Annotated in this window: 20 protein-coding genes and 1 pseudogene; 7 read left to right on the top strand and 14 right to left on the bottom strand. The window is 41.3% G+C overall.

The window, feature by feature from the left end; all coding sequences use genetic code 11:
- Positions 1–636: pseudogene (locus tag FTU70_RS08230) on the bottom strand (IS3-like element ISAba14 family transposase); the annotation flags it as partial.
- A gap of 95 nt (positions 637–731) precedes the next feature.
- On the opposite strand from FTU70_RS08230, the gene FTU70_RS08225 reads away from it, so the two are divergent.
- Positions 732–1,079 carry a hypothetical protein gene (locus FTU70_RS08225; protein WP_180060433.1) on the top strand — a complete coding sequence of 116 codons (348 nt, stop codon included), beginning with the start codon at positions 732–734 and terminating at the stop codon, positions 1,077–1,079.
- A gap of 27 nt (positions 1,080–1,106) precedes the next feature.
- On the opposite strand, the gene FTU70_RS08220 is transcribed toward FTU70_RS08225, so the two are convergent.
- The 3 genes from FTU70_RS08220 to FTU70_RS08210 form a co-directional block, all read right to left on the bottom strand.
- Complete coding sequence (locus FTU70_RS08220) at positions 1,107–2,774, bottom strand: IS66 family transposase (RefSeq protein WP_180060432.1); 1,668 nt, start codon at positions 2,772–2,774, stop codon at positions 1,107–1,109.
- Between the two features lie 74 nt (positions 2,775–2,848).
- Complete coding sequence (tnpB, locus tag FTU70_RS08215) at positions 2,849–3,184, bottom strand: IS66 family insertion sequence element accessory protein TnpB (RefSeq protein WP_004828548.1); 336 nt, start codon at positions 3,182–3,184, stop codon at positions 2,849–2,851.
- Complete coding sequence (locus FTU70_RS08210; RefSeq protein ID WP_004828545.1) at positions 3,181–3,564, bottom strand: transposase; 384 nt, start codon at positions 3,562–3,564, stop codon at positions 3,181–3,183. Before FTU70_RS08210 ends, tnpB begins: the two co-directional genes overlap by 4 nt.
- A gap of 65 nt (positions 3,565–3,629) precedes the next feature.
- On the opposite strand from FTU70_RS08210, the gene FTU70_RS08205 reads away from it, so the two are divergent.
- Positions 3,630–4,532 (top strand): PT dipeptide repeat lipoprotein, encoded by a 903-nt coding sequence (locus FTU70_RS08205; RefSeq protein WP_373685329.1) that lies wholly within the window; start codon positions 3,630–3,632, stop codon positions 4,530–4,532.
- Between the two features lie 294 nt (positions 4,533–4,826).
- Here FTU70_RS08205 and hfq read toward each other — a convergent pair whose 3' ends face one another.
- The 4 genes from hfq to tsaE all read right to left on the bottom strand — a co-directional run bounded on the left by hfq (position 4,827) and on the right by tsaE (position 8,840).
- On the bottom strand, positions 4,827–5,345 hold the full coding sequence (gene hfq / locus FTU70_RS08200) for an RNA chaperone Hfq (RefSeq protein ID WP_180060430.1): 519 nt from the start codon (positions 5,343–5,345) through the stop codon (positions 4,827–4,829).
- Between the two features lie 92 nt (positions 5,346–5,437).
- Positions 5,438–6,382 (bottom strand): tRNA (adenosine(37)-N6)-dimethylallyltransferase MiaA, encoded by a 945-nt coding sequence (gene miaA / locus FTU70_RS08195; protein ID WP_180060429.1) that lies wholly within the window; start codon positions 6,380–6,382, stop codon positions 5,438–5,440.
- A 6-nt stretch (positions 6,383–6,388) separates the two neighbouring features.
- Positions 6,389–8,371 carry a DNA mismatch repair endonuclease MutL gene (gene mutL, locus FTU70_RS08190; protein WP_004976842.1) on the bottom strand — a complete coding sequence of 661 codons (1,983 nt, stop codon included), beginning with the start codon at positions 8,369–8,371 and terminating at the stop codon, positions 6,389–6,391.
- On the bottom strand, positions 8,364–8,840 hold the full coding sequence (gene tsaE / locus FTU70_RS08185) for a tRNA (adenosine(37)-N6)-threonylcarbamoyltransferase complex ATPase subunit type 1 TsaE (RefSeq protein WP_179988740.1): 477 nt from the start codon (positions 8,838–8,840) through the stop codon (positions 8,364–8,366). Before tsaE ends, mutL begins: the two co-directional genes overlap by 8 nt.
- A 216-nt stretch (positions 8,841–9,056) precedes the next feature.
- Between tsaE and FTU70_RS08180 the strand changes: the two genes are divergently transcribed.
- From FTU70_RS08180 to FTU70_RS08170, 3 genes are all read left to right on the top strand, one after another.
- Entirely contained in the window at positions 9,057–9,971 is a 915-nt protein-coding gene (locus FTU70_RS08180; protein WP_154320807.1) for a pseudouridine synthase, read from the top strand.
- A gap of 110 nt (positions 9,972–10,081) precedes the next feature.
- Positions 10,082–10,438, top strand: coding sequence for a type II toxin-antitoxin system RelB/DinJ family antitoxin (locus FTU70_RS08175; RefSeq protein ID WP_004976848.1), 357 nt, complete (start codon positions 10,082–10,084; stop codon positions 10,436–10,438).
- 93 nt (positions 10,439–10,531) lie between these two features.
- Complete coding sequence (locus tag FTU70_RS08170) at positions 10,532–10,975, top strand: GNAT family N-acetyltransferase (RefSeq protein WP_004976850.1); 444 nt, start codon at positions 10,532–10,534, stop codon at positions 10,973–10,975.
- A gap of 101 nt (positions 10,976–11,076) precedes the next feature.
- On the opposite strand, the gene FTU70_RS08165 is transcribed toward FTU70_RS08170, so the two are convergent.
- A complete protein-coding gene (locus FTU70_RS08165) occupies positions 11,077–11,799 on the bottom strand; it encodes a pseudouridine synthase (RefSeq protein ID WP_131261624.1) in 723 nt (240 codons plus the stop codon).
- Between the two features lie 159 nt (positions 11,800–11,958).
- Here FTU70_RS08165 and FTU70_RS08160 point away from each other — a divergent pair, with 159 nt between their 5' ends.
- On the top strand, positions 11,959–12,414 hold the full coding sequence (locus FTU70_RS08160) for a DUF441 domain-containing protein (RefSeq protein ID WP_004976854.1): 456 nt from the start codon (positions 11,959–11,961) through the stop codon (positions 12,412–12,414).
- Between the two features lie 85 nt (positions 12,415–12,499).
- On the opposite strand, the gene FTU70_RS08155 is transcribed toward FTU70_RS08160, so the two are convergent.
- The 5 genes from FTU70_RS08155 to FTU70_RS08135 form a co-directional block, all read right to left on the bottom strand.
- The gene (locus tag FTU70_RS08155) at positions 12,500–13,675 is read right to left on the bottom strand and encodes a CynX/NimT family MFS transporter (protein WP_154320808.1); all 1,176 of its coding nucleotides are present in this window, start codon (positions 13,673–13,675) and stop codon (positions 12,500–12,502) included.
- A 130-nt stretch (positions 13,676–13,805) separates the two neighbouring features.
- The gene (locus tag FTU70_RS08150) at positions 13,806–14,726 is read right to left on the bottom strand and encodes a LysR family transcriptional regulator (RefSeq protein WP_131261626.1); all 921 of its coding nucleotides are present in this window, start codon (positions 14,724–14,726) and stop codon (positions 13,806–13,808) included.
- A gap of 283 nt (positions 14,727–15,009) precedes the next feature.
- Complete coding sequence (locus FTU70_RS08145) at positions 15,010–15,993, bottom strand: ion transporter (RefSeq protein WP_096901190.1); 984 nt, start codon at positions 15,991–15,993, stop codon at positions 15,010–15,012.
- 140 nt (positions 15,994–16,133) lie between these two features.
- Entirely contained in the window at positions 16,134–17,846 is a 1,713-nt protein-coding gene (locus FTU70_RS08140) for an AAA family ATPase (RefSeq protein ID WP_179990130.1), read from the bottom strand.
- An 89-nt stretch (positions 17,847–17,935) separates the two neighbouring features.
- Complete coding sequence (locus tag FTU70_RS08135; protein WP_131261628.1) at positions 17,936–19,939, bottom strand: hypothetical protein; 2,004 nt, start codon at positions 19,937–19,939, stop codon at positions 17,936–17,938.
- Positions 19,940–20,395: 456 nt separating this feature from the next.
- Here FTU70_RS08135 and FTU70_RS08130 point away from each other — a divergent pair, with 456 nt between their 5' ends.
- Positions 20,396–21,568 (top strand): iron-containing alcohol dehydrogenase, encoded by a 1,173-nt coding sequence (locus FTU70_RS08130; protein ID WP_180060428.1) that lies wholly within the window; start codon positions 20,396–20,398, stop codon positions 21,566–21,568.
- The last annotated feature ends 68 nt before the right edge of the window (positions 21,569–21,636 follow it).

The following is a 21,636-nucleotide window of genomic DNA, read 5'->3' as shown; positions in this document are numbered from 1 at the left end:
ATCCTTTGAGCAGATATGGATATTTACGGTGAGCTTGATTAGCCTGGCTTAAATTTGGTTTGCAATATAACGCCTGAATACCCATTTTCTTCATTAAAGTACGTGTATGACGTCGTCCTATATGATGTCCTTGACGATTCAACAAATCACGCATCATACGACTGCCTGCAAAAGGATATTGCATATGTAATTCATCAATACATCGCATCAGCTTCAGATCTGATGCACTCACAGGTTTTGGGCGATAATAATAACAACCACGGGAGACTTTCAGCAGCTTAGCTTGTTTAGATACTGAAATCTGAAGTGAGTCGTCGATTAACTTTTGTGGTTGAAGCGGCCCAGTTTCTTCAACACACCTTCTAAAAAATCAATTTCTAATGCCTGCTCACCGATTTTTGCATGTAGTTTTTTTAGATCGATGGGTGGTTCTGTTGGAGCTTTTGATTGATCGAAAGCTTGCGAGGAAGCTGAGATCAATTGATTTTTCCAGTCAATAATTTGGTTTTGATGAACATCAAATTCAGCACTCAATTCAGCAAGTGTTTTTTCTGCTTTAATCGCAGCAAGTGCTACCTTAGCTTTAAAATCATTTGAATGATTTCTTCTTGGTCTACGTGCCATAAAATACTCCATATATTGATGTTTATAACATCATTTGAGGAGCAGAATATCACTTATAGGAGTTGTTCAAATTTACGGATCCATCTCTAAAAATGTGTGGAGGTGAATTGGTTAGCAAGCGTTATCAATTACTTGGAGATCTAATACTAAAAGATATTAAAACTGGTATTAAATATGATAATTTCTTTTACTATCCTGTTAAATATCAAAAATATAGCACAACTTCAGAAGAAAATAGAGTCTTAACTTTTTTAAATGATGACTCATTTTGTATTATTAATTCAACTAGTAATAATCCTGCTTACATTAAGTTAGAAAGGAATTCTATATCTAACCCCTACAAGGATAATCGCTGTTATGTAAAAAGTAATGTCGGATTATTTACTGCAGAAAAACCTAAGACCCTTATTACAACAGCAAATTTTTTAAATGTAGATGCGGTTAATTCAACGTAAGCGTCCGCTGAACCCCATGCCTATTTTTTAATTCGATTTAGGTTTCCAGCGGTGTGGTAGCAATTCTTCAATCTGAGTCACTTTATGTGTCGGCAACCTTTTCAGCACATCACTTAAATAGGCATAGGGATCCAGCCCATTCAGCTTTGCTGACTGGATTAATGTCATAATATTGGCTGCTCGCTGACCGCTGCGCAGCGAACCTGCAAATAACCAGTTCTTACGTCCCAACGCCCAGGGGCGCATCTGGTTTTCCACCCAGTTATTGCAAATCGGTAGATTGCCATCATCCAGATAGCGGCTTAAAGCTGGCCAACGCTTCAGAGTGTAATTGATCGCCTTGGCGGTTGGAGAACTCGATGGCACAGTCAGTTGATGTTGGTTGAGCCATTCATACAGTTGTTGCATCACCGGTTGACTATGCTGTTGTCGGTATTCGCGGCGCTGTTCTGCTGTACCATCGGTCTTTTTCCTGAGTTCTGCTTCTATGGCATACAGTTTCTGAATCAGCACTAATGCCTGTTCAGCGACCTGACTTTTTTTGGTCACATGCAGTTCATGGAATTTACGACGCGCATGCGCCATGCAGCCCACCTCAATGACCTGACCTGATTTAAAGCGTGCTTTATAACCGCTGTAATCATCACAGACCAGATGGCCCTGCCAGTCTTTCAGGAACGCTTCAGCATGCTGACCTGAACGACTATCCTGAAAGTCATAGATCACGGCTTGAACTGGATTGTACTGTGTAGTGGCATAGGCCCAGACATAACCTTTCTTCGGTTTTTTATCATTCTCACCCATCCGCATGATGGTGACCGGCGTTTCATCGGCATGGATCACCCGCTGTTGCAGCACCACCTGTTTTAAGGCATTGGCCAGAGGTTCCAGTTCCACACCGCAGCGACCAATCCAGTCAGATAACGTGGATCTGGACAGATCAATGCCAGCCCGCTGATAGATCAGGCGCTGACGGTACAGCGGCAAATGATCGGCATACTTCGATACCAGCACATGGCTGAGCAGTTCAGGACTGGCAATACCTTTATCAATCACATAGGCGGGCATCGCTTGCTGAGTCAGGGTGTCGCACTGATCACAGACCCATTTGCCACGTACATGCTGTTCCTTATAGAACTGTGCCGGTCTGAAATGCAGTTTTTCACTGATATCTTCGCCGATACGACGTAACTGGCAGCCACAACTGCATTGGGTTGATGCAGGTTCATGCTCAATACGGATGGTGTGTAGATGATCGGGTAGCAGTCGACGTTTAGGTTTGTTGACTGTGGCTTTCTGTGTCCCTGCATGGGTTTTATCTGCATTTAATCGTTCTAATTCCAGATCAACGGCTGCGATATCTTCTTCGACCGCCTCATCCCACAGATGGATTTGTTTTGCGGTGAGATGTTCGTTTTTACTGCCGAATTTATGCTGTTTAAACAGCGCCAGTTCATGCTCGTATTTTTGATTGAGAATAGAAAGATGCTGAACTTTAGAATCTAATTGCTGATTGGTGACTTCAAGATGTTGAACTTTGGCATCTAATTGTTGATTTGATACTTCCAGATGTTGAACTTGAGCATCTAATTGTTGTTTATCTTCTGCGAGTTGTTGATGCTGCATCGCCAACTGCCGGGTGAATTCCAGCAGTTGTTCATGGGTCAGTTGGCTTAAATCTGGCAGCGTATTCATGACCGCAGTATGCCTGAGGTCATGAGAAGAATGAAATAGAACGTTTGGAGGATGGCAGAATAGCCGAGCTTGGTTTAGAGCATCGTGACCACCTGCTGTCGTCCAATGCGCTGCCAAGGCAAACCCTGGATTAATGCCTGTAACTGTTCCGGGTTGAGAGCTACGCTTTCACCCTGGTGAACTTTAGCCCAGTGGAATTTTCCCTGTTCCAGCCGCCGGGCACACAGCCAGATGCCCAGTCCATCATGTACCAGCACTTTCATGCGATGGCCACGTTTATTACAGAACAGGTAAGCACAATGCGGTTTAATGTAGCCAAAGGCTCTCACCACCTGAGCCATGACAGTATCCATCCCTGCTCGCATATCCAGAGGTTGGGTAGAAAGCCAGATTTCATCGATACGGATCATGTTGCCAGCACCTTGAGTAATTCTGCCAAGGCAGGTATTTCTGATACTTGCCATTTCAAGCCAATTTCTGCTTTTGAGTGGGGTAAAGTAATTTGAACTTTTAACATGTCAGTAGGAGTAGGATCTAATGGTGCAGAGCAAGATAAGGCAATAAATGCAGGTTTATTCGGTAGTGGTGAGCGATCACTCCCTGGCTTAGCATCAATTAAGCGAATCCATTTGGATACAAGATTTGTATTCAATCCATGTTGCAAAGCGACTGAAGCAATTGAAACGTCCGGTGCTTTACAAGCCTGAACGATCTGCTGTTTAAATTCAGCACTGTATGTTCTTCGTTTTTTCGCAAGAGATGCGATGGATGTCTGATGATTTGTAGTCATAAATTTTAGTCCCCACTTGTTTCTAAGTGGGGACTAAATTAAGGCTTATAGGATGAATTCAGAAGGTGTGTTCAGCGGACGCTTACAATTCAACCAGTAGTACTGCATTCCTATCTCAGCTTAATGAAATGGGGAAAAATGGATATAAAATTGTCGCATACAATAATAAGGTGTATGGAAATCAAACTGTAAATAGCTATATGAAGTTAGCTAATCAGAATACTCGCTACTCTGCTATTGTGTCTGATCGAACTGCAAGCTCTATTAGCAATATCTATTTTTCATGGTTAAGTAATCTTAATGAGAATGGAAAATCTGGATACCAATTTCTTCATTCTGTAAGGCCTTCTACTGACTTAAATTTTAAAGACTATTTTTTAAAAAATGAAAATGATAATGCATCATACACTTATGATAGTGGTTATCTTTCCCCACTTGTTGACACTAATCAATTAATAAATGTACTTAATAAATTAGGTCAAGAAGGTTGTCGCATTATTCAATTTAAACAATACTTTACAGGAAATCATGTAGAAATTTTAGATAATAAAGAAAATCAACCTAAGATAGTAACTTGTATAAATAGTAGTAAACATAATGGTACCTACACATATCGATACAAAGATTATCCAACAGAGAGTACAAGACTTGAACGTGCTTTAGCATTGCAAAGTATGATAAATGCTCAGGCTAAGGATGGGTATCGTTTAGTTAGTCGCTCTTTAGATATATCTGCCACTAAAAAAAATGGCTTATTATTTATGAAAGATAGTGAAGAGCTAGATGTAGGAGAATTTAAAGTATTTTCAGAAGAGATTTTCTCAAATACTCCTATCCTTAAATATTTGAATAAACGCTTTAATCAGCAAGGTCAAATAGGCTGGTTGTATACAAATGCAGAATTTGTATACGCAAATAATCCAAAATCTATTCAGGCAGATCTCAATGATTTTCAAATAATTGAATAATTTTAGATGGGCACGATTGCATAAAGAGACTATAAGCAGTAAGCATCCAGTGAACCCCCACTTTCGCTAAAATGCAATGCCCCAATAGTGTCCACTTAAATTTTAGTGGGCACTTATTTATGGGAGGATTACCCTGCCAAATCAGTGGCAACCCGACCAAAATCAAAAAATAGGTATGAGGTTCAGCACACGCTTACACTTAAGCTTATAAATCAGAGTATGTAAATTGACCAGAAAAAGAGTAAGACATAAAAAAAGCCTCTCAAAATGAGAGGCTTTTTTTCAGAATATCAATTAACGATTGTTGTCGTCTTCTTGAGATTCTTCAAATTTAGAATCGTTGTCAAAACCGCTTGCAGACTGACCACCGAAGCCACCTTGACCACCGAAGCCGCCACCTTGACCACCGAAGCCACCTTGACCGCCGAAGCCGCCACCTTGACTACCGAAGCCACCACCTTGACCACCGAAGCCACCTTGACCGCCAAAGCCACCACCTTGAGCACCGAAGCCGCCTTGACCACCGAAGCCACCACCTTGACCACCGAAGCCACCACCTTGACCACCGAAGCCTGCGCCTTGACCGCCTGCTGGTGCACCCGCTGGACGTGGATTACGTGCAGGAACAACTGTAGAAATTGCATGTTTGTAAACCATTTGGCTTACCGTGTTTTTCAATAAAACAACATATTGGTCAAAAGATTCAATATGACCTTGTAGCTTGATACCGTTCACAAGGAAGATAGAAACAGGAATACGTTCTTTACGGAGAGAATTTAAGAACGGATCTTGTAAAGTTTGACCTTTAGACATGTTATAACTCCAAAAATAATTAAAAATCAGCGCAAAAACTATCTTTATTTTTCAATTAAAAATTATAAAAAAGACAGTGTGTAAATTTTGCTTTATCCGTACCAGTTTCGCAAGTCTTCTTGAGCCTGCTTTATCGTAAAATATGTGTGAAATTTATGCGATTCTTGCAACGATCTGAGCCAAGTATATTGACGTTTCGCAAGTTGTCGTGTTGCGAATAGCGCCTTATCCTCCATTTCCTGCATTTTTCCGCGACTTTCATCACCTTTTTGTAAAAACTCTAAAGCTTGACGATAACCGACAGAGCGCATGGAAGGTAAATTTGCATCTAAATCGTATTTTTCAATAAGATGACGCACCTCATTTAAAAAACCCATTTCCCACATGATCTCTAAGCGTTTTTCAATACGCTGATGTAATTCTACCCGATCAGGCACTAAGGCGTGGTTATGAAAAGTGTAACGATATGGTACATTTTTAGGTTGTTCTGCTTGCAATTGGGTAATTGGTGTGCCTGTTAATTTATAAACTTCCAAAGCACGAATAATACGTTGCTTATCGGACACTTTAAACTTTTGTCCCGCCAATGCATCTACCGCACATAATTCTGCATATACAGCCTCCCAACCTTCACGCGCGGCTTTATCTTCAATTTCAGCACGTACTTGGTAATTGGCACTGGGTAAATTTGAAGATAAACCTTCAAGCAATGCCTTAAAATACAGCATGGTTCCGCCCACTAAAATTGGGGTTTTTCCTATCGCGTGCATATCGTCAATCAAGGCGCAGGCATCTTCGACAAATTGTGCAGCAGAATACACTTCAAACGGGCTGATAATATCAATCAAATGATGCGGATAACGCGCCTGTTCCTCTTTAGTTGGTTTGGCTGTACCAATATCCATATCTCGATAAACTAGCGCAGAATCGACTGAAATCAGCTCAAAATGCCCCAATTCATACAGCTCACATGCCAAAGCAGTTTTACCGCTTGCAGTTGGTCCCATTAAATTGATGACCGGCAATTGATTTGACATGTAACGCTACTCTCCTCGAGCAAAAAGTTTATCTAGTTGTGCCAATGGAAAGGCACGCCAAGTCGGGCGACCATGATTACATTGGCTAGCAAATTCGGTTTGTTCCATTTGACGCAATAAGGCATTCATTTCAGAAAGACTTAACATCCGATGTGCACGTACTGCACTATGACATGCCATTCCCGCCAAAATATGATCACGCTTTTGCAACAAGGCTTGCGCCTCATCATTCGGGTCTAAATCATCAAGTAATTCAGGAATTAATTCGGCAAAATCTGCCTTATGCAAAATCGCGGGCACACCGCGCACAATGACCTGTTCATCGCCATATTGGTCTATTTCCAAGCCCAGTCGTGCCAATTGTTCTTTTAAATCATCCACCCGCATGGCTTGCATGCGGCTAATGCTGATAACTTTGGGGATCAGCAATTGCTGCGAAGTCCAAAACTCAGGTTTATCCCAAGCGGCTTTCATCTGTTGCAACACAATTCGTTCATGGGCGGCATGCATATCTACAATAATCAAGCCTTCACTATTTTGCGCCAGAATGTAAATACCATGCAATTGCGCAATTGCAATGCCGAGCGGATGCTCATCCACCGCAGGTGTTGTGTTTGTTTGCGTAAGATTGGCTGAGTCTTGATCTAGATCACGTAAAGGCGCGAGATAGCTTTTTAAAGCATTGTTGAGCTGTTGCGAACCTTGATAATTACTCTGCACAGGTCGGTTATATTGAACTGTCTGCGGCTGACTCTGATTAAAATCGGTAAGTAACTCACTTCCCGCTTGTGAAGCGGGCTGCATCGTGTACGCATCTACTGCATCGTCAGCGGAATTGTAAGGATTTGCCTCGGCATGTTTGTGCAGTAAAAATTGTTCCTGATAACGCGGTTGCACCACATAAGGCGCAGCTTGTTCGACAGGATCAGCTTTCATAGCAGTGGCTAAATCTGCTGTTGCAGTTTGAAATTGCGCCAAGGTTTCTTTGGCATAATGTCGTACAAACTCATGCACTTCCCGCTGATTTAAAAAGCGAATTTCATGCTTGGTCGGATGCACATTGACATCAATATTTTCAGGCTCAACCTCTAAAAACAGTAAATACGCAGCATGCTGATGTCCATGCAAAATACCTTCGTATGCCATACGCAAAGCATGGGAGATGGTCTTGTCTTTTACAATGCGCCCATTCACATACACATACTGCAAGTCGGCTTGCGAACGTGCATCGGAAGGATGCCCCAACCAACCCGATAAGTGCATGGTGACACTGTCAGCATCTATCCAATAGGCATTTTCGACAAAGTTTCGTCCTAAAAGTTGCTGCACGCGCTGAAAACGCAATTCGCCACTGTCTGCAATGGGTAAATTCAGTTTGATGCTGTCGTTGTGTTCCAAAACAAAACGAATATCGAAATGTGTGAGTGCCAAACGACGCACAATTTCTTCAATATGTCCGAATTCTGTACCCGCTTTTTTCAGGAATTTACGTCGTGCAGGCACATTAAAAAATAAATCCTGTACCCGAATATGTGTGCCTTTTTGTGCAGCAACGGCCTGAATATCTTGATGGTCAAAGGCAGTGCCATTGACTTCGACCTGATAACCGACACCATCTTCAGTTTGGCTACTGACCAAAGTCAAACGCGATACTGCTGCAATTGATGCCAGTGCTTCACCACGAAAGCCTAAACTGACAATAGCATGTAAATCATCAGCCGTTTGAATTTTACTGGTCGCGTGACGAGTCACCGCCAAAGGCAAATCTTCAGCATGAATGCCACGACCATTATCAATAATTTCAATGAGTGTACTGCCGCCTTGTGCCACACGAATAATCAGCTCGGTTGCACCTGCATCAATGGAGTTTTCTAGTAACTCTTTGACCACAGAGGCAGGACGCTCAATTACCTCACCCGCAGCAATTTGGTTGGCTAAGGCAGGTTCAAGCGTGTGGATCCGACGTAGATTTAACACATCATTAGGCATGATTAAATTGTTGCTCCAAAGCTTGTTGTAATGCAACCGAAGACGAACTTAGCATTGCTGTACGGCTTAATTCATCTTCCGATTTTTTAATTTCAATGATCAAGTCTGCGGGCGGAATTTCATCGCCACCTTTTGATGGCCATTCAAATAAAAACAAGGCATTTGGGGTTTCTAAATAATCACGAATGCCCATCAGCTCTAATTCATAAGGATCATTTAAACGATATAAATCAAAATGAAAAATATCTTGTCCTTGTATTTGATAAGGTTCCACCAAGGTGTAAGTCGGGCTTTTAACCGCGCCCTGATGCCCCAAATGCTGTAGAAAATAACGCGATAAAGTGGTTTTTCCTGCGCCTAAATCACCAATTAAATAAATCACACCCGACCGAAAATGCGTTGCCAAAACCTGCGCCAGATTTTGGGTATCTTGCTCATTATTTAAAGCCAAATTAAATGAATACTGCATAACGCTCACGACATGATTCAAAAGACCAATTATGATAGCATCGCACTGCTTTAAAGCCTATGTACTGATGGATAAAACTGTGTAAATGTGGACAATTTATAACAATTTTAGACAAGGCAATGAATCAAGATTGTTAAGCTTAGCACCCAAACTGCTTAGGCTATTTTCAATATGATGAAAAAGAAACTCTCACACCTGAATATGAGCAATTTGCAGATGAAGTCGACTCATCCCAACACCTTTGTTCCACCCATGCTAGATGGTGTGAGCGCCAGCAAATTGCATTTACCCAAATTAAGCACACAGCCTGAATCAATTTTTCGTTATTTATGTGCCCAGTTTGCCCATATTTCTGCACAGGAATGGCTGCAACGCTTTGAGGATGGTCTGGTTTATGATGCCGAAGGCAAGCGTTTAGATTTAGATACACCTTATAGCGCACATCAGGATATTTTTTATTATCGTTTTTTAGCGCATGAAGTTGCCGTGCCTTTTCAGCATCAAGTTTTATTTGAAAATGAACACTTATTGGTTGTAGATAAACCACATTTTTTGACCATGAGCCCTACAGGGCAATATGTACAAGAAACCTTATTAGTACGCTTAAAAAAACAAACACAGAATGAGCAGCTCACACCTATTCATCGTTTAGACCGCGAAACTGCGGGTGTGGTGCTGTTTTCCAAACAACCAGAAACTCGGGCGGTGTATCAGCAATTATTTGCAGAACGTCAGGTGCAAAAAACCTACCATGCCATTGCGCCTTATCAAGCTAATTTGTCACTACCATGTACTGTGCAATTACGCATGGAAAAAGGTGAACCTTTTTATTTGATGCACGTCGTGGCAGGCACACCTAACAGCGAAACAGAAATTCGTTTGCTTGAACATAATCAAACATGGGCAAAATATGAATTAAAGCCTACAACAGGCAAGCAGCACCAACTGCGTGTGCATTTAAATAGCTTAGGTATTGCGATTAAGAACGACCCGTTTTATCCCATTTTACAGCACAAACAAGCAGATGATTTTTCTGCACCGCTACAATTGCTTGCCAAGCATTTAAGTTTTTTTGACCCGATTAGCCAGCAACAATTCCACTTTAGCGCACAGCAAGAATTGACATTGTAATATGTTTGTCATTACAAAATAGTGGATTTTCGTTGTAGTCATATTGAAATTACAAATGAATTGTTTACAATATTGCTAAAATTTAAATCTATTTCCTTCTATTAAAAATTATGAGAAAAACTGAAGTCTATCAAGTACGCTTGGACTCTCAAGAGAAAAAACAAGCCTTTGCTGTGTTTAAACAGTTGGGGATTACGCCTGCGCAAGCGGTACGTTTGTTTTTTAAGCAAGTCGTGCTGACTAAATCAATTCCCTTTTCAATTGAAAATCAGAATATTAATCTGGAACAATTGATTAAGTTACGCAAATTAAAACAAGAGCAAAAAGCAACGCTAGTGGATGCAACCCCAAGCAATGAAGCATCTGTAACTGGCAATAATAGTGTTGAAGATTTTGAACTGGATGATGAACATCTAGACTTGTTTGATGAACTCAATGCAATTTTGGGTGAAACTGACAAAAATTAACAGTGTTGCATTTTTAAACAATTCTTTAAAAATTTACTTTAAAAACTTAGCTATGCTTCATGCAAGGACAATAAAAAAGCATGGAGTATCGTAATGATTGTAAGACGTGCCACTTTAGAAGACTTAGACCAGCTTGCTGTATTGTTCGATGAGTATCGTCAGTTTTATGGTGCATCCTCGAATTTAAGCCTTTCAGCAGCATTCTTAAAACAGCGTTTTGAAAATCAGGAAAGTGTGATTTTCATTCATATCAAAGATCAAAAAATCACTGGATTTGTATTACTTTATTTAGGCTTTTCTTCGGTTGCCTGCTCGACCTACTATATTTTAGATGACGTTTATGTCACCCCTGTTTTTAGACGACAAGGTTCGGCCAAACAGCTCATTGATACTGCAATTTTATTTGCACGACATGAAAATGCGCTACGGATTAGCCTTGAAACACAGAAAAGTAATTACCAATCCCACCAATTGTATGAAAAGATGGGTTTTGTCAAAGATGATGAATTTCAAACCTATCACTGCTTTTTAAAATAGTCATCTGATCTGACGATTGCAGAGTTAGACAATGGATTTAAATTTAACCTAGCCCAAGCCATTGCTCATAAGCTATTGATGAAAGCTCAGCTAAACTCATGTTATTCCATACGGCTTTTTGCCAACTCGACATGTTCAGGGCTTAAATACATCCATTCACCCACATCTAAAGCCAAATCAGTCAAGTTTAATGCACCAACTTGCTGACGATGTAATTGTTCTACTTTATTGCCCACTGCTGCCAGCATACGTTTAACTTGGTGATAAACACCTTGATGAATGGTCATCTGCAATTCATGTTCAGCAAGCTGTTGTACCTCTGTTGCAGCAAATGTCCCTGATTCATTGCGCAATGCGACACCCTGCTCAAGTTGCTGGATTTGTGTTGCATTAATCGGGTCTGCGGTGTGCATAGCATACACTTTTGCCACATGCTTTTTAGGATGGGTCAATGCTTGTAAAAACTGTCCATCATCCGTCAGCAATAACAGCCCTGTGGTGTCCTGATCTAAGCGTCCAACACACTGCAAACCACGATTCAGCAATACATCATCAAACAAGTCAAACACACTAAAATGATGGGTCGCCTGATGCGAACACTCATAGCCTTGTGGTTTATGTAAGGCGATATAGACCTTTTCACGATATTGATAATTTTCCCCATACACCGAAAATTGCAAAACCGTTTCAGGCGCAATTTTTATCGCGAATTTAGGATTGGTCTGGGTTTCGCCCATAATGGTGACTGCACCATTTTTAATGAGTTGTTGGCAATGTTTACGTGATCCAAAGCCTTGTGATTGCAACATTTTTTCCAACAACATGATGAGCGACCTAATGATAAAAAGTATAAATATATTTGCTGCTATTCTAAACCAAATACACCGTAAATTCTGAACACATTGCGTACCTTGCCCGCTTGTAGTTCAAAACAGTTACAATAGCTGCACTTTTCCAATTTATTTCCCCTTTTATGGATCACCATGCTCTCTCAATTAGACCTTAACCTGATGGTGCTGATCGTTCTACTCGCATGCGGTATTTTTAGCCAAAATACGGCTGTGACCATTGCCGCAGCAGTACTGATTGTTTTTAGAATTACGCCGCTAAGTGAATTTTTCCCACTATTGCAGCAGCATGGCTTAAATCTGGGCATTATCATTCTCACCATTGGCGTACTGACACCCATTGCCAGTGGCAAACTTCCAGGCGAAGCAATTCTAAAATCTTTCCTGAGTTGGAAATCTTTACTTGCGATTGCAATTGGTGTTTTTGTGGCATGGTTAGGCGGGCGTGGTGTCAAGCTCATGACCAATCAGCCTGATGTGGTCGCAGGCTTATTGATTGGTACAGTCGCAGGTGTTGCTGTGCTACGTGGCGTGCCTGTGGGACCACTGATTGCAGCAGGAATTCTCACCTTGTTTATTGGCTATTCTTAACATAGATTTAGGGACGCTTGGTTTAGATGGTTTTGCTTGAATTCATCGTCTTGTATCAACCAATTTCAATAAAAACCATCCAAATCTAAGCCACTTTGCGAAACAAGATAGATGTTAATATCATTCCCATTGCAGATAAAACGGCCATTAAAATACCAACCCAAAGCCATGTTCCTGTGGCAGATACGATAGCTGCGACCACAGGCGGCAATAAAAATTGTGAAATTGCCGAGCACTGCAACACCAAACCTACGGTGGTACTAATCGCAATCGGTTGTGGTGCAAAATTAAGTACTTGCGCAAATACCACAGCTGCGACTAAACCACCAAATAAAGAGAAATGGATGACCAATAAAAACTGCACAATGAATGGTAAAACATCACGCAAAATATAAAAACTCAGTGCGCATAGCATCAATACCGCAAAACCCATTTGCATCAACACTTGCGCTCTCAGCCCACGCTGTAATAACAACCCACATACAAATGTACCCACCGCATTTGCCATTGCAACCATAGCTGTGAGCACACCTGCGGTTTGTAAAGATATTTGATATTGCTGATAAATGGTCGGCAAAAAACCCACCAAACTGAACCACTGCCCTGCATAAACACCAAAAACCAAAGCCAATATCCATGCGGGTGGATGGCTCAAAGTGCTTTTAATCAGTTCAAAGATGGCAATGGCTTGCGTGCTGATCTGCACACTTGGTACGGCTTTATAAATGATGATTGCGAGCGCAAAGGATAACAATCCCAAACACATCCACACGCCTTGCCAATCCAAGATGGGCAGTAAAAACGGCGTACTTAGTAAACCAATACCCATCCCACCGCCCATATAGGCACTCCACAGCCCCATTTTGGCAGGCAACTGCTCCACTGCAACCAGTTGACGAATAAATGCAGGGCCGCTGAGTGTAATCAGTAAAAAGCCAAAACCTTCAATTACACGCAGACTTAATAGTGCGGAAAAGCTATGTACAAAACCACCAACAAAACTTGCACCTGCCAATAAAGACAAACCCAAAAGTACACAGCGTTTTAAGCCAATTTTTGCGGTATAACTGCCTAGCAACAACGCCAAAGACATGCCCGCAGCTTGTACCAAAGACAGCAAAAAACCTGCCTGAACCAAACTAATTCCGAGTTCAGCTTGTAGGATGGGTACAGTCGGTGGCAACTTGCCAATATGCATTGCTGCCATAAAACCCGCAGCAACAATCCACAAATCCTTTGTCAGCCAACGTACCGAACTCACTGCGCTCTCCCTTAATTTTCGCAAGGCAAGCTTAGCAAGAACATCTCACTGTTTTTAGTGGAGATTTAGATGAGCTTAGTGTTTTTAGCGATAAATTAGCATTCTCTTTACGATGCTGATCGTACGATTTTTAACTTGAATAATACTGCGTGCGTTTTTGGGAAAATTTCTCTAATTGCTTCAAAAAGCCTTCAAAATAGCACTTTTCTTTTTCTTCGCTACGATAACCCGCATACAAGGTACGGCGTAATCCTCCCGCAGCAACGCAGTCTAAACGACGTGAAGTTACCCAGCCTTTTTGCTCATATTCATTCACCACCCAATCTGGCAATGCGCCAATCCCTCGCCCACTCGCCACCAGTTGAATCAACATTTGGGTTAAATCTGTAGTACGAATAGCTTTTGGCTGAATATTGGCTGGAATGAATAGCTTAGACATAATATCTAAACGGTGTTTATCGACAGGATAGGTAATCAGGGTTTCTTCTGCCAACTCCTGTACGGTAATGCGCTCGGCACGTACTAAAGGATGAGTATTTGACAACACCAAACGCGATTCATATTCAAAAATTGGAAAATATTCGATACCTTTTAAGGCAATCGGGTCTGCGGTAATCAATAAATCAAATTCTGCGTTTTGCAATAATTCATGCGGATTGGCTTCAAAACCTGAAGCAAAATCTAAATCTACATCAGGGTATTGCTGACGATATTGATTCAGCAGCGGCATCAACCAGTCAAAGCAACTATGACATTCCGAAGAAAAAATAATTCGCCCCGTTTGACCATGCACAATGCGGGTAATATCAGTTTGGGTGATTTGAATTTGTGGCAGGACATCATCCGCCAGTTTCAATAAACGCTGTCCGACATTGGAAAATGTCACAGGGCGACTACGACGGTTCACCACTTCTACGCCATACCAATGATCTAGTTCTTTGAGTTGATGAGAAATGGCAGATGGCGTCAGACATAAATCATTGGCGGCAGCAACCAAAGAACCATGTTCACGCAGGGCTGATAGCGTTTTTAAGTGGCGAATTTCAAGCATTGCTTGTTCCTAGTTTTTCAAGTTATTGACTGCATGTTTAGACCTAGGTCGCATTTTTATTTTGCAAAATAAGAAACAAAGCCAAACATGATTCAATTTAATAATGAATTAATTTAATCTTAGCATGTAAATAATGAGTTTTCTTCATCTTAGTTTTTATTCGATGATATTTACTACGAAATCAATACAATTCCATAAAAATAATATGGCTTTCAGCAAGCATGTTTTAGGCTTCCAACGTGCAGAGCCAAACTAGAATTGAAATTCTTAACCCAAGCCTCGCTTACTCCGACAACTTCTCTCCACAATGTGGGCAGTATTTATAAGGCTCCTGTTCTAAACGCAGCTCTTCTTCACGACGCTCACGAATTAACTGCAATAAAATATCTTGGGTTTGCTCAGTGGTTAAACCGACTTGTTTGCGTAAATCTTCAATTTTTTCTTGATCATTTAACAGATCAATCTCACTATTTTGCAATAGCTCTCTAAATTTCAACCCTAAATGCTGCTTACGTTGTTCAAGTTCGTTGGCTAAACCTGTGGCTAAAATACCTGCAGGCAATGCTGCCAAGCCGACACCCAATACCGTAATTAACGCACCTAAAATTCTGCCCCAAGGGGTAATTGGTGTGACATCGCCATAACCGACTGTGGTTAAAGTCACCACTGCCCACCACATCGAAGCGGGAATTGAGCTAAAGGCTTCAGGCTGTGCCTTGCTTTCCACCACATACACACCTGCGGCAGACATCACAATCATAATAGAGAGAATAAAAATGACTGCCTGAAATGATCCTTTTTCCCGTTCGATCACTCTTAATAAAATTTGCAATGATACAAAGTAACGTGTCAGTTTTAACAAACGCAGCAAACGTAAAATTCTTAGGAACCGTAAATCTAGATGCACAAAGAAGTTAATATAAGCAGGTAGAATCGCCAACAAATCTATAATTGCCCCACCGCTGGTAAGCCATTTTACACGCTGTTTCCACGGCGAAATAAACGGGTCTTTTTCGGCAATACTCCAAATCCGCAGCAAATATTCAAGCGTAAACACTGCGATGGAAAAGTTTTCAAAATGGTCAAAAAATACCTGATAGGCAAGATAGACATCATTCACCGACTCTAAAATAACCGCACTGGCATTGCCTAAAATCAGTAAAATTAAAAAATAGTTAATGCAACGACTAAACCATGTTTCATAGTCATCGTCGTGTAAGTTGTTATAGACAAATTTTCGAAATGTGTACCACGGTGTAAATGCCATACCGAATATTATATTTTAAGGCTTACAGTGATGGCAGTTTAACCGAAGTTTTTCTCAAAACGATAGTATTTTATGTGACGTTAAGCGGGCATTTTTAATGCAGAATTGCAGTATAAGTCATCATTATCCAAATGACTAAACTACTGAATAAACAGCAATGCTAAACGCACCTGATCATAGCCCATGCGTGGACTAGTCGCTTCAACAATCGGGCGCAGTTTAATTGCGCCATCATCGCTGAAGTGCTCTGCATTTTGACGCTTCATTAATCGCTTATAAATTTTACGGACCTCTTCCACCACTTCTTCACCTGGATGTGCCACTGAAATATCCAGATTTTGTTCTTTTTGCAAACGTGCCAAATGGTTGATAATAGTTGCAGGAGTTAAACCTCGCTCTACTGCAATATCCTGAATATCATAACCTTCTTCAAATAAAGCGCGGGTTTCATCTAACGTGGCAGTCGCATAATTGGTTTTTCCACCTTTGGCAATTTTCTTTTCATTGCGCAAAATTTCGGTTTCGTTCAACGTGCCACCACAGTGACGAATAAATGCATTATGTTGTGGTGTTAAATCCAACAGCTCATAGTGCGTTTCAGCTTCTTCAGACAATTCCTGAAAACGGCGGTCAGCCTTAATCGCTAAACTGTCGAGTTCCAAAGCTTGGCTATTAAATCCCAATAAACGCAAACCGCTTAACGATTTTAATCGTGACAACGCCACATAACCCTGCCCTTTTTCAAAAGTATGGCTAAGATTGATTTCTGCCGCTTCTAAGGTCATACCTTGTGATTTGTGGATGGTAATTGCCCATGCCAAACGCAGCGGAATTTGCTGGAAACTGGCAATGGTTTTGCCTGCATCATTATCCACCGACCAAGTTTCAGGCTCGACCAGTAATACTGTGCCATCGGTCAATTTTACTTTAGGCAAAATACCGTGATCGTCATCTTCTTCAAAGCCAATCACTTCGCCCAAACTGCCGTTGATATAGCCCATATCGAAGTTGTTTTTAACAAACATCACTTTGGCATGTTTTTTTAGATTTAAAATTTCAGGCGCACGTACGGATGATTTCAGCGTTTCAATCAACTTTTCATTGCCATCACACACGGCATCAAACTGCTTGCTCTCAGTTTCAATTTCATTCAGATGCTTAAAGTTGATATTGTCCACGTCCATATTGTGCGTATATAAACGTGTGAAAGTGTCGCCAATATCTTGATGGCGGGTGTGCTCCAAAGCCTGAATATGTTGATGATCAATACTTTGTGCACGAATTGCATTGAGAATGTCATTTAAATAATCGTCGCCCTGACGGTGCTGCTCAGTTAAATAACAGACTCGAAATTTAGCTTCGACCCACGCCTCTGACATAAAACAGAACTTGTCACGATTGCGCTCATCGTTTTTTCCTACAGGCGGTAACTGGAAAAAATCTCCTGCAACAATCACCTGAATGCCGCCAAAGGCTTCATCACTGTCTTTAAAATATTTTAAAACCTGATTGACTAAATTCAGTTGCTTGGCATGCAACATCGAAATTTCATCAATAATCAACACTTGCGCATTTTCTAAATGTTCTTTGAGATATTTGCGCTCTTTCATATTTTTTAGGTCGGCATCGGACAAAAAGTCTTTAATACCAATACCTGCCCACGTGTGAATGGTCATGCCATTCATATGCGTTGCAGCAATACCTGTAGATGCTGTAATGGCTACAGGTACTTTTCGTGCTTTTAAATAATTGATGTATTGATTCAGGGTATAGGTTTTACCCGCACCAGCAGAGCCTGTTAAAAAGACATTTTCGCCTGCTTTTAAAAGTTTAAGTGCAGTTTCCTGTTTCATAAGACCTATACCATTGCTGAACGGCTATAGCCTAACGAGTTTTTGCCTAAAAGTTAAGGCTCAAGTCTGCGAATACGACAACTGTTGTCTTATGCTTTAGCTGGCAATTGTGGATTCAGCCATGCAATAAACTGCTCTGCAATGGTCACCAGTAACTGTTCCGCTTTTTGATTATTCGGATATTCCAACTGATCAAATTCAAGTTGCCCCTGCCGAAAATGACAGCCCAGAGTCAATTGCTGCGCATAATGTGGCGATGCCATGTGAAAAGCCACATATTGCCCTTCACTCATTAGCTTGGCATAGCTAAGTGCCAAACAGTGTTTAAAGTTTTTCGATTCTTCAATAATACGGTCTAAATCGGTCAGTTCTTCAAAACACCAACCTGAAAAGTACAATATTTGCTGCGGGCTTTTCGCCTGCCATGTGCTACACGGAATTTCTTTTTTCAGTTTGGCAAATAGCTCTGCTTTATACACTTGTTGATGCCAACGCACCGCCTGATGAAACAGCCCCAACCAACTCAGACTTTTAGGAATATGCGTATGCGCTGCAAAATATTCCAGTAAATAGTCACGCACATAACTGTCAAACACTGAAACTCGCGTATGCTGCGCCCGTAAATAAAAACGCTGCCTAAAATCATCGGGTTGAAGCTGATAACGCTGCAATACCGTATAAAAGTCACGCTGCTGCTGACTCTCGGGCTGAATATAATCCAACAAAGCGGGTGGTAAATCCTGTGTGATTTGCTGTAAATACAACATATAACTTTGCATGACACGACTCAAACGTCTAAATACATGTTTCACCAAATACTCATCTTGCTGCGCCACTGTTTTTAGCAAACTCATCCATTCATCCAAATACAAAATGGAAGGACTAATCGCAACGCGTGGATCATCTACAGATTGTTTTTCACCATGTGGCATTAGGCTGACATTATGTGCATGCGCAAACCACGCCTGCTGTGTCGCATACACATTACAGCTTTGAATAAACATACGCGCCGCAGAATATTGAAAATATTGCAAAGTTGCCAAAATAATCCGTGGATGTGCCTGACTACAATCGACAAAACTGAGCGCTGTCACTGCGACCCGCACACTGGTGTGCTGCATATTTAAACTGAGCCAATCCAACACTTGTGCAGACTGTTTAAACAGCCAGTTCACCGCTCGTGGATAATCAAATAACGGCAGTTTGGCAACCTTCTTTTGCCAAATTAAAGGACAGGATTTTAAGAAATGCGGTTTTGCCAATGCATCGGAACGCTGCCACACTTCTCGGTGCATTAAACGGGCAAAACCCAGTAAATGACCATGTTCTTCGGCATGCCGATACAACAACTGAATATCATCCTGATGGTCAATTAAATCTTGTAAATTAAAACGCTCAGGAAAGGACACCGCCAAAATACGATACATGGCTTTAGGCAAAAACTGTGCTGCACTAAAACAAAAATCATCATAACTGTGCATTAAGGCTTGCACAGGCAAAAAGGTATCACCCTCAATAAATTCTAAAGCACACAATGCAGATAAAGCAGTCAAAGTTTCCTCTGGAATGACCGCACCATGCTGTACAGCACCTGTAAAAACAGCGTGTTGGGCATAATCAGACTGAATCAAGGCTTGATCTAAAATCTGAGCCTGTACACCATCTAAATGCAGCAGCAACTGTTGAACACGTGCAGCACCATCCACCCACATATAGGCTTGCTGCATAATCAGATGTCGTAATTGCTGCGCCTGATTACGCAAAAATAAGGAGTGTTGTGGCTTTAAATCGCCCGTGTGAAACTGTAAATCATGCAGAAAAAAATCTTCAAACGCTTCTTGATGCAGCCCCGCAAACTCAAACTGCGTCTGAATTAAACTAGGGTTAGATTTAGGCGGATAAAATTCAAGGCTAAATAGACCGTTTAGCAATTCAACCCGATGCTGCAAAGGATCGATCCGAAACAAATTTTGTGCTGTAAAATGTCCAACCAAATCCATTTGATCTTGATAGATTTCTGCGGCCACACTGGAAATACGAACCAATTGCTGTGCAACGGCATGCAACTGGCTATGCTGGCAAATTGGCTGCATATACGCTCCTCATGCTTAAGTGCGGTCTATCTAAGTGTCATCTTATTTTTATTTGATTGCACCGACTAGACCCATCACGTGATACATCCCTATTTTTTGTTTTTTATTTCCATCTGCAAAAAGTGGACAATTCTTCAATCGAGCTTAAGCCACTTATTAATTGAATTACACCTGAAATTTATGTGAACGGTATCTACACCTTAAAATTAGAGATACAAAAACACTATAAACAAGATTTAAGCCCTTGCCTATAGCCTGCGCACAACTTCAGAAAAAATAAAAACCCATTAAAAAACAAATAAATTTCAATTGATTAGTTTGCATTATTTACTCAGAAAATAGGGTTGGTGTTTGGTAGGTAGGATTTCACCACAAAGCATTGAATACTCAAATCACGGTTCAACACCGCGATAACAACACATTATTCCAATACCCAATGCAAGAAGGAATCTGAGCATGGCTTTTAAAAATATTGCAGATCAAACCAACGGTTTTTATATTCCTTGTGTGTCTCTCTTCGGCCCTGGTTGTGCCAAAGAAATTGGCGTAAGAGCGCAAAATTTAGGTGCTAAAAAAGCCCTGATTGTGACAGATGAAGGACTGTTTAAATTTGGCGTAGCCGATACCATTGCAGGCTATCTCAACGAAGCAGGCGTTGCTAGCCATATCTTTGCAGGTGCTGAGCCAAACCCAACCGACATTAACGTACATAAAGGTGTCGATGCCTACAATGCCAATCAATGCGACTTTATTGTGTCTTTAGGTGGTGGTTCTTCACATGACTGCGCCAAAGGCATTGGCTTAGTTACCGCAGGTGGTGGGCATATTCGTGATTATGAAGGCATTGATAAAAGTACCGTGCCAATGACCCCGCTAATTGCCATTAACACCACAGCAGGTACAGCATCGGAAATGACCCGTTTCTGTATCATTACCAACACTGACACGCACGTTAAAATGGCAATTGTCGATTGGCGCTGCACACCACTCATCGCCATTGATGATCCAAAACTCATGATTGCCAAACCTGCAGGTTTAACCGCAGCAACAGGCATGGATGCTTTAACTCACGCTGTAGAAGCCTACGTTTCAACTGCAGCCAATCCTATTACCGATGCCTGTGCGGAAAAAGCTATTCGTATGATTAGCCAGTGGCTCAGCCCTGCTGTGGCAAATGGTGAAAATATTGAAGCACGTGATGCCATGAGCTATGCGCAATATTTGGCAGGTATGGCATTCAACAATGCCTCATTAGGCTATGTGCATGCCATGGCGCATCAACTCGGTGGTTTCTACAACTTGCCGCACGGCGTATGTAATGCAATTTTATTGCCGCATGTTTGCGAGTTTAACCTGATTGCCTGCCCTGAGCGTTATGCAGATATTGCAGAACTGATGGGGGTAAATACTGATGGATTAACTACCACAGAAGCCGCCTATGCCGCAATTGATGCAATTCGTGAATTATCTAGCTCAATTGGTATTCCAACAGGTTTAGCAGAGTTAGGCGTTAAAGAAGATGACTTGGCGATTATGGCTGAAAATGCACAAAAAGATGCCTGCATGCTCACCAACCCACGTAAAGCCAATCATGCACAAGTGGTCGAAATTTTTAAAGCCGCGATGTAATTTGAATCTCCTGCTGAGTGAATCACGATTTGCTCAGCATTTCCCATCCTTTTTTCAATTTTCCTCTG

The sequence above is a fragment of the Acinetobacter sp. YH12135 genome, assembly GCF_013418565.1.
GTDB lineage: Bacteria > Pseudomonadota > Gammaproteobacteria > Pseudomonadales > Moraxellaceae > Acinetobacter > Acinetobacter towneri.
Note: the sequence above shows the minus strand (reverse complement) of the source record. Positions and strands in the feature narration are given on the sequence as shown.

Excerpts from the sequence above, each read along its gene's own strand:
- FTU70_RS08220 (WP_180060432.1), bottom strand. The coding sequence starts at position 2,774 with ATGAATACGCTGCCAGATTTAAGCCAACTGACCCATGAACAACTGCTG.
- tnpB (WP_004828548.1), bottom strand. The coding sequence starts at position 3,184 with ATGATCCGTATCGATGAAATCTGGCTTTCTACCCAACCTCTGGATATG.
- FTU70_RS08210 (WP_004828545.1), bottom strand. The coding sequence starts at position 3,564 with ATGACTACAAATCATCAGACATCCATCGCATCTCTTGCGAAAAAACGA.
- hfq (WP_180060430.1), bottom strand. The coding sequence starts at position 5,345 with ATGTCTAAAGGTCAAACTTTACAAGATCCGTTCTTAAATTCTCTCCGT.
- miaA (WP_180060429.1), bottom strand. The coding sequence starts at position 6,382 with ATGTCAAATCAATTGCCGGTCATCAATTTAATGGGACCAACTGCAAGC.
- mutL (WP_004976842.1), bottom strand. The coding sequence starts at position 8,371 with ATGCCTAATGATGTGTTAAATCTACGTCGGATCCACACGCTTGAACCT.
- tsaE (WP_179988740.1), bottom strand. The coding sequence starts at position 8,840 with ATGCAGTATTCATTTAATTTGGCTTTAAATAATGAGCAAGATACCCAA.
- FTU70_RS08180 (WP_154320807.1), top strand. The coding sequence starts at position 9,057 with ATGAAGTCGACTCATCCCAACACCTTTGTTCCACCCATGCTAGATGGT.
- FTU70_RS08175 (WP_004976848.1), top strand. The coding sequence starts at position 10,082 with ATGAGAAAAACTGAAGTCTATCAAGTACGCTTGGACTCTCAAGAGAAA.
- FTU70_RS08170 (WP_004976850.1), top strand. The coding sequence starts at position 10,532 with ATGATTGTAAGACGTGCCACTTTAGAAGACTTAGACCAGCTTGCTGTA.
- FTU70_RS08165 (WP_131261624.1), bottom strand. The coding sequence starts at position 11,799 with ATGTTGTTGGAAAAAATGTTGCAATCACAAGGCTTTGGATCACGTAAA.
- FTU70_RS08160 (WP_004976854.1), top strand. The coding sequence starts at position 11,959 with ATGCTCTCTCAATTAGACCTTAACCTGATGGTGCTGATCGTTCTACTC.
- FTU70_RS08150 (WP_131261626.1), bottom strand. The coding sequence starts at position 14,726 with ATGCTTGAAATTCGCCACTTAAAAACGCTATCAGCCCTGCGTGAACAT.
- FTU70_RS08145 (WP_096901190.1), bottom strand. The coding sequence starts at position 15,993 with ATGGCATTTACACCGTGGTACACATTTCGAAAATTTGTCTATAACAAC.
- FTU70_RS08140 (WP_179990130.1), bottom strand. The coding sequence starts at position 17,846 with ATGAAACAGGAAACTGCACTTAAACTTTTAAAAGCAGGCGAAAATGTC.
- FTU70_RS08135 (WP_131261628.1), bottom strand. The coding sequence starts at position 19,939 with ATGCAGCCAATTTGCCAGCATAGCCAGTTGCATGCCGTTGCACAGCAA.
- FTU70_RS08130 (WP_180060428.1), top strand. The coding sequence starts at position 20,396 with ATGGCTTTTAAAAATATTGCAGATCAAACCAACGGTTTTTATATTCCT.